At 71.7% G+C, this 17,430-nt stretch carries 17 protein-coding genes; 7 read left to right on the forward strand and 10 right to left on the reverse strand.

Features of this window, described 5'->3' with window-relative positions; genetic code table 11:
* Position 1 precedes the first annotated feature (1 nt).
* The 3 genes from ACI2L1_RS32265 to ACI2L1_RS32275 all read right to left on the reverse strand — a co-directional run bounded on the left by ACI2L1_RS32265 (position 2) and on the right by ACI2L1_RS32275 (position 2,635).
* Positions 2 to 172, reverse strand: coding sequence for a hydrophobic protein (locus tag ACI2L1_RS32265; RefSeq protein ID WP_404742949.1), 171 nt, complete (start codon positions 170 to 172; stop codon positions 2 to 4).
* A gap of 41 nt (positions 173 to 213) precedes the next feature.
* Positions 214 to 1,047 (reverse strand): class I SAM-dependent methyltransferase, encoded by an 834-nt coding sequence (locus ACI2L1_RS32270; RefSeq protein ID WP_404742950.1) that lies wholly within the window; start codon positions 1,045 to 1,047, stop codon positions 214 to 216.
* Between the two features lie 100 nt (positions 1,048 to 1,147).
* On the reverse strand, positions 1,148 to 2,635 hold the full coding sequence (locus ACI2L1_RS32275; protein ID WP_404742951.1) for a bifunctional phosphatase PAP2/diacylglycerol kinase family protein: 1,488 nt from the start codon (positions 2,633 to 2,635) through the stop codon (positions 1,148 to 1,150).
* Positions 2,636 to 2,810: 175 nt separating this feature from the next.
* Between ACI2L1_RS32275 and ACI2L1_RS32280 the strand changes: the two genes are divergently transcribed.
* Entirely contained in the window at positions 2,811 to 4,433 is a 1,623-nt protein-coding gene (locus ACI2L1_RS32280) for an ABC-F family ATP-binding cassette domain-containing protein (RefSeq protein ID WP_404742952.1), read from the forward strand.
* Between the two features lie 32 nt (positions 4,434 to 4,465).
* Here the strand turns inward: ACI2L1_RS32280 and ACI2L1_RS32285 are convergent, their stop codons facing one another.
* Positions 4,466 to 5,572, reverse strand: coding sequence for a Vms1/Ankzf1 family peptidyl-tRNA hydrolase (locus ACI2L1_RS32285; RefSeq protein WP_404742953.1), 1,107 nt, complete (start codon positions 5,570 to 5,572; stop codon positions 4,466 to 4,468).
* 65 nt (positions 5,573 to 5,637) lie between these two features.
* Here ACI2L1_RS32285 and ACI2L1_RS32290 point away from each other — a divergent pair, with 65 nt between their 5' ends.
* The gene (locus ACI2L1_RS32290) at positions 5,638 to 5,919 is read left to right on the forward strand and encodes a DUF6158 family protein (RefSeq protein WP_404742954.1); all 282 of its coding nucleotides are present in this window, start codon (positions 5,638 to 5,640) and stop codon (positions 5,917 to 5,919) included.
* A 68-nt stretch (positions 5,920 to 5,987) separates the two neighbouring features.
* On the opposite strand, the gene ACI2L1_RS32295 is transcribed toward ACI2L1_RS32290, so the two are convergent.
* Genes ACI2L1_RS32295 through ACI2L1_RS32315 form a run of 5 tightly spaced genes read right to left on the reverse strand, consistent with a single transcriptional unit; the run spans position 5,988 to position 10,109 of the window.
* On the reverse strand, positions 5,988 to 8,117 hold the full coding sequence (locus ACI2L1_RS32295) for a catalase (RefSeq protein ID WP_404742955.1): 2,130 nt from the start codon (positions 8,115 to 8,117) through the stop codon (positions 5,988 to 5,990).
* Positions 8,117 to 8,659, reverse strand: a complete 543-nt coding sequence (locus ACI2L1_RS32300) for a type 1 glutamine amidotransferase domain-containing protein (RefSeq protein ID WP_404742956.1) — start codon at positions 8,657 to 8,659, stop codon at positions 8,117 to 8,119. The genes ACI2L1_RS32295 and ACI2L1_RS32300 overlap by 1 nt, the downstream gene beginning before the upstream one ends.
* Positions 8,660 to 8,665: 6 nt before the next feature.
* A complete protein-coding gene (locus ACI2L1_RS32305) occupies positions 8,666 to 9,295 on the reverse strand; it encodes a diguanylate cyclase (protein WP_404742957.1) in 630 nt (209 codons plus the stop codon).
* A complete protein-coding gene (locus ACI2L1_RS32310) occupies positions 9,292 to 9,726 on the reverse strand; it encodes a CBS domain-containing protein (RefSeq protein WP_404742958.1) in 435 nt (144 codons plus the stop codon). Before ACI2L1_RS32310 ends, ACI2L1_RS32305 begins: the two co-directional genes overlap by 4 nt.
* On the reverse strand, positions 9,723 to 10,109 hold the full coding sequence (locus ACI2L1_RS32315; protein ID WP_404742959.1) for a DUF2795 domain-containing protein: 387 nt from the start codon (positions 10,107 to 10,109) through the stop codon (positions 9,723 to 9,725). The genes ACI2L1_RS32310 and ACI2L1_RS32315 overlap by 4 nt, the downstream gene beginning before the upstream one ends.
* Before the next feature lie 149 nt (positions 10,110 to 10,258).
* On the opposite strand from ACI2L1_RS32315, the gene ACI2L1_RS32320 reads away from it, so the two are divergent.
* Positions 10,259 to 10,432 (forward strand): hypothetical protein, encoded by a 174-nt coding sequence (locus ACI2L1_RS32320; protein WP_404742960.1) that lies wholly within the window; start codon positions 10,259 to 10,261, stop codon positions 10,430 to 10,432.
* On the opposite strand, the gene ACI2L1_RS32325 is transcribed toward ACI2L1_RS32320, so the two are convergent.
* Positions 10,386 to 12,182 carry a thiamine pyrophosphate-requiring protein gene (locus ACI2L1_RS32325; protein WP_404742961.1) on the reverse strand — a complete coding sequence of 599 codons (1,797 nt, stop codon included), beginning with the start codon at positions 12,180 to 12,182 and terminating at the stop codon, positions 10,386 to 10,388. The two genes, ACI2L1_RS32320 and ACI2L1_RS32325, sit on opposite strands and share 47 nt — an antisense overlap.
* Positions 12,183 to 12,429: 247 nt before the next feature.
* On the opposite strand from ACI2L1_RS32325, the gene ACI2L1_RS32330 reads away from it, so the two are divergent.
* From ACI2L1_RS32330 to ACI2L1_RS32345, 4 genes are all read left to right on the forward strand, one after another.
* Positions 12,430 to 13,227, forward strand: coding sequence for an RNA polymerase sigma factor SigF (locus ACI2L1_RS32330; RefSeq protein ID WP_404742962.1), 798 nt, complete (start codon positions 12,430 to 12,432; stop codon positions 13,225 to 13,227).
* Between the two features lie 849 nt (positions 13,228 to 14,076).
* Positions 14,077 to 14,907 carry a hypothetical protein gene (locus tag ACI2L1_RS32335; protein WP_404742963.1) on the forward strand — a complete coding sequence of 277 codons (831 nt, stop codon included), beginning with the start codon at positions 14,077 to 14,079 and terminating at the stop codon, positions 14,905 to 14,907.
* Between the two features lie 156 nt (positions 14,908 to 15,063).
* Positions 15,064 to 16,308: an aminotransferase class I/II-fold pyridoxal phosphate-dependent enzyme gene (locus ACI2L1_RS32340; RefSeq protein ID WP_404742964.1), complete on the forward strand. Its 1,245-nt coding sequence runs from the start codon at positions 15,064 to 15,066 to the stop codon at positions 16,306 to 16,308.
* Positions 16,305 to 17,369, forward strand: a complete 1,065-nt coding sequence (locus tag ACI2L1_RS32345; RefSeq protein ID WP_404742965.1) for an MBL fold metallo-hydrolase — start codon at positions 16,305 to 16,307, stop codon at positions 17,367 to 17,369. Before ACI2L1_RS32340 ends, ACI2L1_RS32345 begins: the two co-directional genes overlap by 4 nt.
* The last annotated feature ends 61 nt before the right edge of the window (positions 17,370 to 17,430 follow it).

Raw genomic sequence — 17,430 nt, forward strand, 5'->3', positions numbered from 1 at the left:
GTCACCACCTATACCAACGACCCCTGCCTCCGGCTGTGGTCGTCCCGCGCATCAGGAACCCCAGCAGCCACAGCACCAGTACGGCCAGCGCAATCCACCAGAGAATCTTCACTGCGAATCCGGCACCGAAGAGAATCAACACCAGAAGCAGCACGAGCAGGATGGGAACCATAATGTGACCTCCTGGAATCCGTGTTTCCAGGAATCCGCGTTTCAGGCTTCCTTTCGGCACAGAATTTCTCCGTGCAGCACACAGAACCAGCCGTCCTCCTGCTTGCCCCACTCCCGCCAGGCGTCCGACACGGCCCGCAGCTGCTCCGCGGTGGCGTGGCCGCCCTCGGTGGCCCGCTTCGCGTACGCCGAGGCCAGCGTGCGGTCCGCCCACAGTCCACTCCACCACTCCCGCTCCTCGGCGGTGGAGTAGGTCCAGGTGCCTGAGGTGGCCGTGATGTCGGTCAGGCCCGCCCGCAGCGCCCAGGACTTCAGACGCCGCCCGGCGTTCGGCTCCCCGCCGTTGGCCCGGGCCACCCGGTGGTACAGGTCCGCCCAGTCGTCCATCCCCCGGGACGCCGGGTACCAGGTCATGGCCGCGTAGTCCGAGTCGCGGACCGCGATGTACCCGCCCGGTTTGGTGACCCGCCTCATCTCGCGCAGTGCCCGCACCGGGTCCCCGACGTGCTGGAGCACCTGGTGGGCGTGGACCACGCAGAAGGTGTCGTCCGGGTAGTCCAGGGCGTGCACGTCCGCGACCGCGAAGTCGACGTTCGTCAGGCCTCGCTCGGTGGCCGTGGCCCTGGCCTGCTCCAGGATGCCGGGCGCCTGGTCGACGGCGGTGACGCGCCCGTCCGGGACCAGCGCGGCCAGGTCGGCGGTGATCGTGCCCGGGCCGCAGCCGATGTCCAGGATCTTCATGTGGGGCTTCAGTGAACCGAGCAGGTAGGCCGCGGAGTTGGCGGCTGTACGCCAGGTGTGCGAGCGCAGCACGGACTCGTGGTGCCCGTGTGTGTAGACGGCGGTCTCCTGCGGTTTCTCCTGTGACGTCGGCATGACTGAACTCCCCTTTTCGACAGGTCCGTCGGTACGAAGAACCGTACGCCCGCATGTCGAATGGTGAGACCCCCGTATTGCGATGTGGACTGACAGGTGATCAGTTCCGGCTGAGCGGGCGGTACACGGTGAGCGCCTCGGGCAGCTTCTCCAGCGTCACCTCGCCCTCCACGTCGGTCACCTCACCGTCGTAGGCGAGGAGGGTGCCCGGAGCGACGCCCGACAGGTGCAGCCGTCCCACCTGGACGGCGGCGTGAGCGGGGGACCGGGTCAGTGGGCCCGCGAGCGCGGCGGCGAGCAGCCGCAGCGCGGGCCGACGGCCGCCGTGCACGACCCGCACGTCGAACTGTCCGTCGGCCAGGTCGGTGCGGCGGCCGGGGGTGAGCCCCATCCGGTGGTAGGTGCCGTTGCCGACGAACAGCAGCCACAGCGGCCGGGCCCGGCCACGGAACTCGGCCTCCAGCGGATGCCGGTCGGCCCGCAGTACCCGCAGCGCCCCCAGCACCCCGGCAGGCCAGCCGCCGATCCGCTTCGACCAGCGCTCCCGCTCGCGCACCAGCTCCGGATACACGCCCAGGCTGCACGCGTTGACGAAGACACCCTCCCGGCCGTCGGAGGTGAACCGGCCCGCGTCCACGCGCACGGCCTCCCCCTGCTGGACGGCCCGCGTGAGATCGCGCGCCCCCTCCACGCCGAGGTCGTAGGCGAAGTGGTTCAGGGTGCCGCCGGGCAGCACCGCGAGGGGCACGCCGTGGCGCAGGGCGATCTCGGCGGCCGCGTTGACCGTGCCGTCGCCGCCGCACACGCCGAGCACCGTGGCCCGCGCCGCCGCCTTCTCCAACTCGGCCCGCACATCGGCCGGTTCGCACTCCACGATCTCGGCGAGCGGCAACCCGTCGTGCAGGGCCCGCACCCGCTCGGCGGTGCCCGAGGCGGTGTTCGCCACCATCACCAGACCCTCGCCGTCCGGCAGCGCCGGAACCTCCGCGCGGGGCCGGGCCGGCGGCACGACCTGGGCACGCGTCGGTACCAGACCCCGTACGGCGAACGCGGCGCCCGCGCCCAGGGCGGCACCCGCCAGGACATCGCTCGGGAAGTGCACGCCCGTGTAGACCCGGGACAGCGCGACCGACCAGGCGATCGGGGCCACGACAGCACCCCAGGCCGGGGACTCAAGGGCGACACCGGTCGCGAAGGCCGCCGCCGACGCGGAGTGGCCGGAGGGGAACGAGGTCGTGATCGGCTGGCGCTTCAGTTGCCGGACCAGGGGGACCGGGTCCAGGACGGGGCGGGTGCGGCGGACGGAGCGCTTGCCGAGGGTGTTGATGGTCAGGGAGGCGAGGGTCAGTGAGGCGAGACCCCGGGCGGCGGCGCGGCGGGCCCGGGGGGTGCGGCTCGCGGCCATCGCGGCGGCGGTGCCGAACCAGAGGACGCCGTGGTTGGCGCTCCTGCTCAGGCGGGGGAGGACCGGCTCGGCCGCGGGCCAGTTCCGGTTGGCCGCGAACTCGAAGAGACGGGAGTCCAGGGCGAGCAGGCGATCGCGCAGGGGGCCGATGCGGCGGGCGGTGAGGTCTACGTCTGGGCTCATGTCCTTGCGGGTACCCGTCGTCGAGGTCCTTGTTCGGTGCCGGGTGCGGGTTCGTCGTTGCCGGTCGCGCCCACGCGGCGGAGCCGCAACCGATACAGCACCGCCCCTGGGTGGGTCTCTGCACCGTGAGATATGCATTTGCCCAGGTCTTCTCCTCCCACCGACAATGCCGCCCATGGGACATCTGGAAGCCGCGCACCTGGAGTACTACCTCCCCGACGGGAGGGCGCTCCTCGGCGATGTGTCCTTCCGGGTGGGGGAAGGGGCCGTCGTGGCTCTGGTCGGGCCCAACGGCGCAGGGAAGACGACGCTGCTGCGGCTGATCTCCGGGGAGCTGAAACCGCACGGCGGGACGGTCACCGTGAGTGGCGGACTGGGGGTGATGCGCCAGTTCGTGGGGTCCGTACGGGACGAGACGACCGTACGGGATCTGCTCGTGTCGGTCGCGCCGCCCCGCATCCGGGAGGCCGCGCAGGCTGTCGACAAGGCCGAGCATCTGATCATGACCGTCGACGACGAGGCCGCCCAACTGACGTACGCGCAGGCCCTGTCCGACTGGGCCGAGGTGCGCGGGTACGAGTCCGAGACGCTGTGGGACATGTGCACCACGGCCGCGCTCGGGGTGCCGTACGACAAGGCGCAGTTCCGGCAGGTGCGCACCCTGTCCGGCGGTGAGCAGAAGCGGCTGGTCCTTGAGGCGCTGCTGCGCGGCCCGGACCAGGTGCTGCTGCTCGACGAGCCGGACAACTACCTCGACGTGCCCGGCAAGCGCTGGCTGGAGGAGCGGCTGGAGGAGACCCGCAAGACGGTTCTCTTCGTCTCCCACGACCGGGAGCTGCTCTCCCGGTCCGCCAAGAAGATCGTCTCCGTCGAGCCCTCACCCGCCGGGGCGGACGCGTGGGTGCACGGCGGCGGCTTCGCCACCTACCACGAGGCCCGCACGGCGCGCTTCGCCCGCTTCGACGAACTGCGCAGGCGGTGGGACGAGAAGCACGCGCAGCTGAAGAAGCTCGTGCTGACGCTCCGTCAGGCAGCCGAGAACAGCCCGGCGATGGCCTCTCGGTACTCAGCGGCCCAGACCCGGCTGCGCAAGTTCGAGGAGGCCGGACCACCGCCCGAGCCGCCGCGCGAGCAGGACATCAAGATGCGGCTCAAGGGCGGCCGTACCGGTGTAAGGGCCGTCACCTGCAAGGGACTTGAGCTCACCGGCCTGATGAAGCCGTTCGACCTGGAGGTCTTCTACGGCGAACGCGTCGCCGTCCTCGGCTCCAACGGCTCCGGCAAGTCGCACTTCCTGCGGCTGCTGGCGGGGGACTCGACCGTGGCGCACACCGGGGAGTGGAAGCTCGGGGCGCGGGTCGTGCCCGGGCACTTCGCGCAGACTCACGCCCACCCCGAGCTCTTCGGCCGCACGCTGCTCGACATCCTCTGGAAGGAGCACGCCCAGGACCGAGGCCCCGCGATGTCCCGGCTGCGCCGCTACGAGCTGACCGGCCAGGCCGAGCAGAGCTTCGACCGGCTCTCCGGCGGCCAGCAGGCCCGCTTCCAGATCCTCCTCCTGGAGCTCCAGGGGGTCACCGCGCTTCTCCTGGACGAGCCCACGGACAACCTTGACCTGGAGTCCGCCGAGGCCCTCCAGGAGGGCCTGGAGGCCTTCGAGGGCACGGTCCTCGCGGTCACCCACGACCGCTCGTTCGCCCGCTCCTTCGACCGGTACCTGGTGTTCGGCTCGGACGGCCGAGTGCGGGAGACGGCGGAGCCGGTGTGGGACGAGCGGCGCGTGGAGCGGGCCCGGTAACCGCGCAGGTCACCGGGCCCGAGGGCGAGCGGTCACGTCCACCGCAGCAGCGCGCCCAGTCCACCCACCGGGACCTCTTCCTCGGGTGCCGGCGTCACCGAGAGCGCCGGGGCGCCCGTCGCGACCGCCGACCTGATCAGCGCGTCGTCCGCCCGGGCCGACCAGGAGTTCTGTTCGCCGAGGACCTTCAGATCCGTGCGGCGGACCGCCACCTGGTCCGGGTCCTCGCCGATCCACACCTCGCGGTGCGCGTCGGAGCCGTCCGGGCGGACCAGCAGTTCGTGGATACGGTGCTCACGTGCCGCCTCGACCAGCGCGGGCACGCCCTCCACGGCCCCGGGACGCCCGTCGTCCCCCGGCGCCCGGGCCGCGAGGAACCGCTCCAGCTCCCGCTCCGCCCGCTGCCGTACATGCGCGGTGCGGGCCTGCTGCACGTCCTCGTCGAGCAGCCTGCTGCCGGCGCCGTGCTCGGCCTCGACCACCAGACCGTGCAGCCGCTTCGGCAGCCGCTCGTGCACGGACCGCTTCTCGCGCTCGTCACCGACCAGGATCAGCAGGTCGGCGCCGGTCTCCTCCTGGCACACCGCGAGCGCGTCGGCGATCTCGGCCGCGTTGTGCTCCCAGGTGTTCTCCACCCGCAGCTGGAAGTGCCGCTCCGACCAGTCGGAGGTACTCGTACGGTGCACGGGCCACTGCTTTCCGGTGACCGACCCGGCGCCCCGGCGCCCGAGGGCTCCTCGCAGCTCGAAGTCGGCGCCCTTGCGGTCGACGTACGCCACCACGCACACCGGGTCCTCGCCGGCCAGCTCAAGCAGCGGCGCGGTGTGCGGCAGCGGGGCCCAGCGGACCAGGCTGCCGTCGGGGGCCCGGGTCAGCGGCGGGTCCAGGACCACCTGGCCGGCCCGCGCGAAGACGGCCCGGCCGTGCGGTTCGGACGAGTGCCGTAGCTCCTCCAGGGCCTCTCGTGCGGCCACGCAGGTGTCGTCGTCGGCGCCCTGTGCGGACAGTTCGCGGGCGACCGCGACCGCGGCGAGATGGCGCTCGTGGGGGGTGTCCGCCGTGTGGCGGGAGGTGTCGACGTACACGGAGGCCCAAGGGCCCGGATGTTCGTAGAGTGGATGCAGAAAAGCGAGATCCATGGTTCCCTCCCGGATGCCGCTCGGGGGCATTGCGGTAGTGCTTGCCGGGCGGGTACCCGAAGCGCATGGACGAACACGACGAGCGGGGTACCACCATGACCGGAGTCGACCCCAGCCGGTTGGACGACCAGCAGCTGATGAAAGAGCTGGAGACGATCCACCGCACGCGGCACGACACGCTGCTCTACGGCTCGAACGACGCGCTCAGGGTGCACAACGAGCGCATGGCCCGCCTGGAGGGCGAGTACCTGCGCCGCAACCCGCACCGGATGGTGTCCGCGGGCCGCACCAGGGAGGGCGCCCGGGACCGGGGCCAGGGGGAGTCGGCGACGCCGGCACTGGACTGACGGCCTTCAACAGGCGGTGACCTGCCGATCACGTGATCAGCAGGTCACCGATGGTGTGCCCGAAGGGCTCAGTGGCGCATCGGCAGCCGGTCCCAGTGCCGGTGCGCGGCGATCGCGGCCACGAACGCGTTCAGGAACTCCTCGCCCGCCGGACCAGGGGACGTCTCCGTCACCACGCCCTGGTCGGCCTCCACGCGATGGAACTCGGTGGACAGCCTGAGCCCCTCCGGTTCGAGGGACGACAGGATCCCGACGCCCGAGCCGAGCGCCCCGATCGGCTTGCCGTGCCGGTAGGCGTCCCGCACGAACCGCATCGCGTCCTGGTCGGCGGCCGCCGGCGGGGTGCCCACGGGACCGCCGGGCAGCAGGACGGCGTCGTACAGCACGGAGGCGACCGTCGGCAGCGCACGGTCGACGGTGTACAGCTCGCCGTCGGCGCCCCGCACCACCCCGTCCGCCGGAGCCAGCGCCTCCACGATCGCGCCCTCGGCGGCCAGCCGCTCCCGCACCGAGGTCACCTGCTCGGCGTCGATCCCGTCGGTGACGAGGACCGCGATCTGCCGGGTGCGGATGGAGCCGTCGCCGTGCAACGACTCCAGACTGAGCGCGGGGGAGGCCTGCTTGTACGACGTCTCGGGCCCGGACGGCGCCGGCACACCGACACCGCGTGCCACCTGGGCGGCCAACTCGTCGTCCACCTTGGCCAGTTGATCGACCGTGCGGGACCGTACCGTCATCGCGTCGACCTTGCCGAGCTCGAACCGGAAGGCCGCGACGATGTGCTGCTTCTCCCAGTCGGTCATGCTGTTCCAGAACAGCGCCGGCTGGCTGTAGTGGTCCTGGAAGCTCGGGCTGCGCCGCCGGATCTTGTGCCCGTCCACGCGTTCCGCGTAGTGGGTGAACGCTTTCCCGTCGACTCCGGCGTGGGCCGGGCAGCCCCCGCCGAGGGAGTTCGGGAAGTAGTTCGTGCCCCGGTGGATCGCGCTCTGGTGATAGCCGTCGCGCTGGTTCGTGCGCACCGGAGCCACCGGCCGGTTCACCGGCAGCTGGGCGAAGTTGGGGCCGCCGAGCCGGATCAACTGGGTGTCCAGGTAGGAGAAGTTGCGGGCCTGGAGCAGCGGATCGTTGGTGAAGTCGATCCCGGGCACGACGTTGGCGGTGTGGAAGGCGACCTGCTCGGTCTCGGCGAAGAAATTCTCCGGGTTGCGGTCGAGCACCATCCGGCCGATCGGCCGCACCGGGACCTGCTCCTCCGGGATGAGCTTCGTCGCGTCGAGAAGATCGAAGTCGAACGCGAACTCGTCCTCCTCCGGCACCAGTTGCACGCCCAGCTCCCACTCCGGGTACTCGCCGGCCTCGATGGCGTCCCACAGGTCGCCCCGGTTGAAGTCCGGGTTGCGGCCCTGGCACTCCTGCGCCTCGTCCCACACCAGGGAGTGCGCGCCCAGCTTCGGCTTCCAGTGGAACTTCACGAAGGTGCCGCGTCCCTCGGCGTTCACGAACCGGAAGGTGTGCACACCGAAGCCCTGCATCATGCGGTAGCTGCGCGGGATCGCCCGGTCCGACATCAGCCACATGATCGCGTGCAGCGTCTCCGGCTGGAGCGACACGAAGTCCCACAGGGTGTCGTGCGCGGAAGCGCCCGTGGGGATGTCGTTGTGCGGCTCCGGCTTCACCGCGTGCACGAAGTCGGGGAACTTGATGCCGTCCTGGATGAAGAAGACCGGGAAGTTGTTCCCGACCAGGTCGTAATTGCCCTCGGACGTATAGAACTTGGTGGCGAAACCGCGCACGTCCCGCACGGTGTCCGCCGAGCCCCTCGGCCCCTGCACGGTGGAGAACCGTACGAAGACGGGCGTGCGGACCGCGGGGTCCTGGAGGAAGGCGGCACGGGTGAACTCGGCGCAGGACTCGTACGGTTCGAAGTAGCCGTACGCTCCCGCGCCCCGCGCGTGCACCACCCGCTCCGGGATCCGCTCGTGGTCGAAGTGGGTGAGCTTCTCCCTGAAGTGGAAGTCCTCCATCAGCGTCGGACCGCGCTCACCGGCGGCGAGCGAGTCGTCGGTGTGGTCGACCTCGACTCCCTGGTCGGTGGTGAGCGGCCCGGTGGCCGGGTCGTCCGCGTGGAAGCTCTCGCGCTGTCGCTGCTTGCGGTCGCCGGACGCCGAGGTGTCCATGTCGGTGTGGTCGCGGTCCATCAGGCGGCCTCCTTCTGGAACACGTCGAGGAACGCTTCGCAGAACGCCTTGAGGTCGTCCGGCTTGCGGCTGGTGACCAGCTTGTTGTCGCCGTGGTCGCAGACCTTGACCTGCTCGTCCACCCAGGTGCCGCCCGCGTTGCGGATGTCGGTCCGAAGGCTCGGCCAGGAGGTGAGCACCCGGCCCCGTACGACGTCCGCCTCGACGAGCGTCCACGGGGCGTGGCAGATCGCGGCCACGGGCTTCTTCTGTGCGAAGAAGTCCGCGACGAACGACACCGCCTTCTCGTCCATGCGGAGGAAGTCGGGGTTGGCCACCCCGCCGGGCAGCACCAGCCCGCCGAAGGAGTCCGCGGACGTCTCGCCCACGACCTCCTGCACGGGGAACGTGTCCGCCTTGTCGAGGTGGTTGAAGGCCTGGATCTTCCCGGGCTTCGTCGAGACGAGCACGGGCTCGTGGCCCGCGTCCACCGCCGCCTGCCACGGATCGGTGAGCTCGATCTGCTCCACGCCCTCGGGCGCGGTCAGAAACGCGATGCGCATGATGGTTCAACGACCTTTCCTGGAAAGCTTTTTCCTTGCACGGGCCGTGCGCACGCAGCGCAACAGCTCCTCCCCGTACGGCAGCAGCACACACGTGCCGATCGCGGCGCCGATGCCCGCGAGGTAACCCAGGGACGGCGGCCGCCGCCGTGGCACCAGCCGCCAGGCGTCCTTGTGGCCTCGTCCGCCCCGCGCCAGTGCCCGGACCTGGTCGGCGTGCAGACACATCAGGGCGGCCAGTGCGCCGAACGGCAGCGACTCCAGAAAGCTGTGGATGTGCTGCTCGACCGGCTTGACCTCGCGGTCGCTGTCGACGGCTGTCTTCACGTCCCACAGCGCGGTCGCCTCGTGCACCGCGGCGCCGCCCAACTGCACGGTCAGCAGCAGGGGGTTGACCTCGTAGCGCAGGGTCAGCGCGATGGGGATGCCGACCTCGGCCATCATCAGCGAGTGGATGAGGGACTCCTTCGTCCCGGCGGTCTCCTCGATCCTGGTGCGCCGGTGCATCACCCAGTCGGCGAGGCCCGGCACGAACCAGCTGGGCAGCAGCCCGTAGAGGAGATACCGAGTGGTCACGTCCCCGACGTCGACCGTGGCACCGGTGGCGCTGATCTCCGCGGCCCGTCCCCGGTTCATACGGGCGCTCCGTCTTCCGGATCAGCGCGGCTGATGTCGGCGAGTGCCGAGCCCGGGTCCCGTGCCTCGGCGAGGTCCCCGAGGCTCACCATGCCGACCGGCATCCCGTTCTCGATCACCGGCAGCCGTCGTACCGCGTGCGCGCGCATCAGCGCGGCCGCCTGGGTCACCGGGTCCCCGGGAGCGACCGTCAGCGGATCGGGTGTGCACACCGACTGGGCGCTCACCGTCAGCGGGTCGACACCGTCGGCGACGGCCCGGACCGTGATGTCCCGGTCGGTGAGCAGGCCCACGACCCGCTGACCATCGGCGACCAGCACATCGCCGATGTCCTGGGCGCGCATCAGCCGCGCCGCCTCGACCAGCGAGGCGTCCGGGCGTACGGCCACCACACCGGGCGTCATCACGTCCCGCACGAGCTCGGCCGTCACGGAGTGCCCTCCGTCCGGGTCAGCGCCCGAGCGAGCTCCTGCACATTGCCGTAGTTCTCCTTGCGTGGCAGCCCCTCCACCGCATCGGCGAGGATGTCGGGGGCGTTCTTGCGGCGCAGGACCCGCCCCAGCTCCACGGGAGTGGCGGGGAACGAACTGCGGCCCAGGATCCGGGCCAGTTCCAGTCGGACGGTCTCCAGCGACGCCCCGGCCCGGCCCGGTGCGACGGGGCCGCCCCAGACCTGCGGATCGTCGTCGGCGGTCGGCTCCGGATCGTTCCACTCCTCGCTCCGGGTGGGATGCCCGGAGCGGAGCAGACCCTGGAGTTCGTGCTTCATCTCGTCGTCGCGGTGGCGGCTCAGCCGGTCGCTGCCTCGCTGCATGTCTCCCTCCAGATCTTCGGGGTCCGCACCGCGTACCCGTGCACCGGAGGCCGACACAGGGTTTGCGGCACCGAAGACGGGGTTTGCTTCGCCGAAGCCGGGAGACCCGGCCTGGACCCCCCGCGCACCTCCCTCGGGAAGGACAGGCGATGGTGTTCCTCGCCGCGCTCATACCGCTCCTCATGCTCGGCGTGGTGCTCGCACTGGGCCGCTACGAGGAACTGCTGCTGCCCGATGAGAAGGGCGACCGGCTCGAACCGGCCGCCCACCCACCGGCTACTTCTTCTCCCGCCCCGGCAGGAACTCCTGCACCTTCGCCTTGAAGCCCTGCTTCACCATGGACGCCCGGTCCGCGTCGCCCTTGAGGATCGAGGCCGCCGTGGCCTCCATCTGCTCCCACGTGGCATGCGGCGGGATCGGCGGCACGGCGGGGTCGGTGAGGAACTCCAGGACGGCGGGCCCGTCCGCCTGCAGACCGGCCCGCCAGGCCGCCTCGACGTCCTCGGGCTTCTCGACCCTGATGCCGGTCAGCCCGAGGGAGCGGGCGAACGCGGCGTACTGCACGTCCGGGAGCTCCTGCGAGGGCAGGAACGAGGGGGCGCCCTCCATGGCCCGCATCTCCCAGGTGACCTGGTTGAGGTCGTGGTTGTTCCACACGGCGATGACCAGCCTCGGGTCCTCCCACAGATCGCGGTACTTCGCCGCCGTGATGAGCTCCGCGAGCCCGTTCATCTGCATCGCCCCGTCCCCGACCAGCGCGATCGCCGGCCGGTCCGGGTGCGCGAACTTCGCGCCTATGGCGTACGGCACCCCGGGCCCCATCGTGGCCAGCGTGCCGGACAGCGACGAGCGCATGCCCGGCCGCATGGTCAGGTGCCGGGCGTACCAGTTGGCTGTGGAGCCGGAGTCCGAGGTGACGATCGCGTTGTCGGGCAGCAGCGGGTCCAGGGCGCGGGCCACGAACTCCGGATTGATCGGATCGGCCGACTGCTGTGCCCTCCGGTCCATCACCTCACGCCAGCGAGTGACGTTGTCGCACACCGTGTCGTACCACTCGCGCCCACCGCGCTCCGTGTCCAGCATCGGGATCAGCCGCTGGAGTGTGGCCTTCGCGTCGCCGACGAGATTCACCTCGTACGGATAACGCATCCCGACCATGTGCGGGTCGATGTCGATCTGCACACCGCGCGCCTTGCCGAACTCCGGCATGAACTGCGTGTACGGGAACGACGACCCGATGGTCAGCAGGGTGTCGCAGTCCCGCATGAGTTCGTACGACGGCCGGGTACCCAGCAGGCCGATCGAGCCGGTGACGTAAGGGAGTTCGTCGCTCAGGGCGTCCTTGCCGAGCAGCGCCTTGGCGACGCCCGCGCCGAGCAGTTCGGCGATCCGCTCCACCTCAGCGCGTGCTCCGGCCGCGCCCTGACCGATCAGGATCGCGGGCTTGTCACCGGAGTTGAGGATCTCCGCGGCCCTCTCCAGGGCCTCCTGGGAGGGCACCGCCGTCCAGTCGCTGCGGTCCAGGCTGGACGGCACCATCTTGAACTCGTGCGTGGGCGCCGAGTAGTCGAGCTCCTGCACGTCCCCGGGAATGATGATCGCCGTCGGACAGCGGCGGGCGTACGCGGTGCGGATCGCCCGGTCCAGGACGTTCGGCAGCTGCTCGGGGACCGTCACCGTCTCCACGAACTCCGAGGCGACGTCCTTGAACAGGGTGTGCAGGTCCACCTCCTGCTGGTACGAACCGCCCATCGCGGTGCGGTGCGTCTGTCCGACGATCGCCAGCACCGGCACATGGTCCAGCTTGGCGTCGTACAGGCCGTTGAGCAGGTGGATCGCGCCGGGCCCGGACGTCGCCGCGCACACTCCGATGCGGCCGCTGAACTTGGCGTAACCGACCGCCTCGAACGCGGACATCTCCTCGTGCCGGGACTGCACGAACCGCGGCTGGTTGTCGGCCCGCCCCCAGGCCGCCAGCAGGCCGTTGATGCCGTCGCCCGGATAGCCGAAGACATGGTCCACACCCCATTCGCGCAGCCGCTCGAGGATGTGATCGGACACCTTGGTGCTCATGGGCTGACCTCCCGGACATAGATGGCACAGGCAGCCTTACGAGTCACCCTGCGCGCTCCCGGAAAACCTGCACCCCGGGTTTGCCGCCGGGGGCCGGGGGCAGGCGCAGTCTCAGTGCTTCGGACCGGAGGCACGTCTGTGGGAGCGGCCCCCTGCCGCCACGGTCGCGTCTGCCCGGTCCCCTTCGCGGACGCGCTCCCACTCCGATCGTCCAACCCAGAGCACGATCTAGGGAGTTGCGACGCACATGCCCACTTCAGTGAGCGCGAAGCACCACCCGCACGATGACGCACCCGACACGGCCGACGCCTTCCGCAGGCTCGCCGAGCTGCCCCCGGGCGCCGAGCGCGACACCCTGCGCGGACAGGTCGTGGAGGCCTGGCTGCCCATGGCCGACCGGCTCGCCGGCCGCTTCCGCAGCCGCGGTGAGAGCTTCGACGACCTGCGTCAGGTCGCGGCCCTCGGTCTGGTCAAGGCCGTCGACCGCTACGACCCCGCGCGCGGCAGCGCCTTCGAGAGCTACGCCGTCCCCACCATCACCGGCGAGATCAAGCGGCACTTCCGCGACCACATGTGGACTCTGCATGTACCGCGCCGGGTCCAGGACCTGCGCAACCGCGTCCGCCTTGCCTCCCAGGACCTCTCCCAGACCATCCCCGGCCGCCGGCCCACCGTCGCCGAGATCGCCGCGCACGCGAGCATGAGCGAGGAGGACGTCCTGGTCGGCCTGGAGGCCCTGGAGAGCTTCACCGCGCTCTCCCTCGACGCCGAACTGCCCGGCAGCGAGGACGGCTACTCGCTCGCCGACGCGCTCGGCTCGCCCGACCCCGCACTGGACACGGTCGTCGACCGCGAGGCCGTCAAGCCCCGGCTGGCCGCACTGCCCGAGCGGGAGCGCGCCATCCTCTACATGCGGTTCTTCGGCGACATGACGCAGAGCCGGATCGCCGAGCAGCTGGGCATCTCCCAGATGCACGTGTCCCGGTTGATCAGCCGCTGCTGCGGACGCCTGCGCGAGCAGATCATGCGGGACGCGGCGGCCTGACGGGGCGGCGGATTGACCGGGCCGGACCGAAGCGGCCCGAGCCGAAACCCGGCGGGGCGCACGCGGCCTTGGCCCTCGGGTGGGGCGGGTCTGGGGTGGCCAGGGCCCATGCGGTCGGGTTCTCGGGTGGGGCGGGTTTGGAGCGGGCTGGGGTCCATGTGGAGGGGCCCTGGGCGGGGCGGGTCTGGAGTGGCCGGATTCGTGCGGACGAGGCTCCGGGCGGGGCGGGTGTGGAGTGGCCGGGGTTCAAAGGAGCGGGCCCTCAGGCGGGAAGGGCTTGGAGCGGGGCTGGGGTCCATGTGGAGGGGCCCTGGGCGGGGCGGGTCTGGAGTGGCTGGGGTCCATGCCGTCGGAGCTCTGGGCGGGGCGGGTCTGGGGTGTCCAGGGCCCATGCGGTCGGGTCCTCGGGTGGGGCGGGTCTGGAGCGGGCTGGGGTCCATGCCGACGGGCTCCGGGTGGGACGGGGCCGGAGTGGCCGGGGTTCAAGCGGGACGGGTTTGAAGCGGCTGGGGTCCATGGTCGGAGCTCCGGGCGGGACGGGCTTGGAGCCGCCGGGGTCCATGCGGTCGGGGCCCCAGACAGGACGGGTCTGAGGTGCTCGGGGACTGAAGCGGCAAGGCTCCAAGCGCGGCGGTTCTGAAGGAAGCCGTGCCTTCGATGTCACCGTCGGTGTGCGGGGGTCACCCACTCGGCCCTGCCCGTCCCGCCAATGGCGTCCGGCCGCGCGCGGGGCGGGGCCCGGCGGGCTGTGATGGCCATGGGTACGACCGCCGTGCCCCCAGGTCCAGTCGTCGTACCTCCGACGCCCGACGACGGGCCCCGCAGCCGTCGGCCGAAGGAGTCCGCCCCATGCGCCGCACCGCCCGTCTCCGGGCCCTGTCCGTCGTCCTTCCCGCACTCGGAATCACCCTCGGCGTCGCCGCGCCGAACGCCTTCGCGGACCCGGCCGCGGAAGTCAGCCCCAGCAGTGTGACCCCCGGCGGCAGCGTCACCGTGTCCGTCTCCTGCGACCCCGACACCGGTACGCCGCCCGCCACCCTCGACGCCACCTCGCAGGCCTTCGACACGGAGACCGTCCTGCTGCAGCTGGTGCCCGGCAACGACGACGGGGTTTCCGGCCCCGCCTACAGCGGCATCGCACGCATCGCCGCCGACCAGGAGCTCCAAGGCGGTGAGAGCGGTGACGGCACGGACTCCGCGTGGACCGTCGACGGCACCTGCCCCACCGCGGACCGCGCACAGGGCAAGGCATGGAGCGCCACCTTCAACGTCAGCAACGACAGCACCTACAGCACTTACAGCTCCGGCAGCTCCGACACCGACAGCACCGGCAGCACTGACAGCTCCGGCAGCTCCGGCAGCACCGGCAGCACCGACACCGACAGCACCTACAGCACCGACAGCAATGGCGGCACCTACAGCACTGACAGCACCGGCAGCACCGAAAGCACCGAAAGCGGCGGCGACCGCCCGTGCACCGAACCGCACACCGAACCGCGAGCCGAACCGCCCACCACGGCCTGTGACACCGCGGTCATCCAGCGCCCCGTCCGCGCCGGCCAGGGCGGCAGCTTCACCGACAGCGTGCCCGCCCTCGTCACCGGAGGGCTGCTGATCGCGGGCGCCGCGGCCGGCGCCGTCTACCGCCTGCGCCGCAGGGCTCCCGCGGCGGACGTCTGACACGAAACGTCAGCCCCGTGTGACGGGTGCAACCCGCACGGGCGCCCATGGGCCGGTGGCACCGTGGGTACTTAGAGCGCGAGGAGCGCGCCAGGCGCGACAGGACGAGACGGCGGACCCGGCGAGCCCCCGCAGGGCGGCATACGGGAGGTGACCATGCGGACCGATCCGGAGGGCCGCGGCCCCGTCCGCTACGGCCCCCCGCCGCCCGACGACGGACTGCCCGTGCTCCCCGAACTCACCGCCGTCCTCGCCGCCGCGGCCGCGCGCCGACACGCCGAACCCGTCGGCGGCGGTCTCTCGCTCCTGGCCGCCGCCTGTGACTACGGCGCCCGCCGCGGCCTGCCCGCGAGGACCGACCACATGGCCGCCGCCCCCGGCGCCCCCTCCCTCCTGCTGGCTCTGACCGCGGCGCTCGGCGGCGACGTCCTGGTGCCCCGCCCCTGTGCCGCCTGGTGGGGGCCGTACGCACGCCTGTTGGGAAGACCCGTCTTCCATGTGGCGACACCGGCCGAGTGCGGCGGTGTCCCGGATCCGTACGCCCTTCTGGAGACCGTGCGCCGGATGCGTGCCGAGGGCGGTGACCCGCGGCTGCTGGTGCTGTCCGTGGCCGACGATCCCACCGCCACCGTCGCACCGCCCGAGGTGTTGCACGAGACCGTCGAGGCCGCCGCCGGGGAGGGCCTGCACCTGGTCAGCGACGAGACGTGGCGCGACACCCTGCACGCCCCGCACAAGACGGTCCTGCTCAGCCCCGCCGAGATGCTTCCCGACCGGGTCACCGTCGTCACCGATCTGGCCGGCAGCCTGCTCCCGACCGGCTGGCCGGCCGCCATCGCCCGCTTCCCGGCGAACGGCAGCGGCGACGGCCTCCGCGCGCGCGTGCTGGACGTACTGACCGCCCTCGACGCCCGCGTCGCGGCCCCCGTCGCCGCGGCCGCCGCGCACGCCCTCACCGAGCCCGAGCCGATCACAGCCCATCGCACCGTCGTAGGACACCTTCACGCGCGCGTGGCCGCCGCCGCGCACGCCGTCGTCACCGGCGCGGGCGCTCTCTGCAGGCCCCCGCAGGCCGGCCGCCACCTCTACGTCGACCTCGGCCCCCTTCGCCCCGCCCTCACCGCCCAGGGTGTCGGCGACGCCCAGGACCTGGAGGACTTCCTCGCCGCCCGGCTCGGCATGCCCACACCCGGCGGCCACCGCTTCGGCGACGACCTCGGCGCGCTGCGCGTCCGGCTGGCCACCGGCCCGCTGCTCGGCGCCACGGACGAGGAACGCGCGGAATGTCTCACGTCACCCAATCCGTTGGAACTGCCACACGTGCAACGCGCGTTGATCAGCTTGAAGTCGGTCTTCGACGACCTCCGCGACGACGCTCAGCGATGGGAGCCTCCTCGATGACGCAGCAGTCCGAGTCGACCACCAGCACCCGAGTGGCCGACGAGCCCCCGGCCCCGTCCTCCCCGTCCTCCTTCGCGCCCCCGTCCCCGCCGCTCGCCGCACCCCGCCCGCCGGGGGAGCGCAGAGCGTGGCCGCGGTCCTTCCACGACCGTCTGACCGCCCCCCTGCCCGGTCTGAAGGCCATGGCCCGCTTCGCCCGCGAGGGCGCCGTACGCCCCGGCCCCGAGGGCCTCGCCGACATCCCGAAGCTGCCCTACGAACCCGGCCCGCTCCCCGCCGTCGACGCCCGCACGATCGCCGTCTCCTGGGCGGGACACGCCAGTTGGGTGGTCCGGATCGGCGGCCTCACGATCCTCACCGACCCCGTCTGGTCCCGCCGCATCCTGGGCACCCCGGCCCGCATCACCCCGGTCGGCATCGACTGGAAGGCCCTGCCGCGCGTCGACGCCGTCGTCATCAGCCACAACCACTACGACCACCTCGACGCCCCGACCCTGCGCCGCCTCCCGCGCGACACCCCGGTCTTCGTCCCGGCCGGCCTGGCCCGCTGGTTCCACCGCCGCCGCTTCACCGCGGTGACCGAACTGGACTGGTGGGAGGCGGCCGAACTGAACGGCGTCCGCTTCGACTTCGTCCCCGCCCACCACTGGTCCAAGCGAACGCTGATGGACACCTGTCGCACCCTCTGGGGCGGCTGGATCCTCACGGCTCAGGACGGCCAACGCGTCTACTTCGCCGGCGACACCGGCTACGGCCACTGGTTCTCCCACATCGGTGACCGCTACCCCGGCATCGATCTGGCCCTTCTCCCCATCGGCGCCTACGACCCCCGCTGGTGGCTCAGCGACGTCCACTGCGACCCGGAGGAGGCGGTGCGGGCGGCCGTGGACCTCGGCGCGGCCAGGATGGCCCCGATGCACTGGGCGACGTTCGTGCTGTCGGCGGAACCGGTACTGGAACCGCTGACGAGGGTGCGAAAGGCCTGGGAGAAGGCGGGCCTGGCCCGCGAGGATCTGTGGGACCTTCCCATTGGAAGCTCACGGATCCTGGAGCGCCCATAGGAGCGCGGGGCTGTATCGATCTGCGGCTCCGCCGCGTGGGCGCGACAGGCCCCCACTCACC

This window comes from Streptomyces sp. NPDC019531, from assembly GCF_044903305.1.
In the GTDB taxonomy this organism is placed as follows: Bacteria; Actinomycetota; Actinomycetes; order Streptomycetales; family Streptomycetaceae; genus Streptomyces.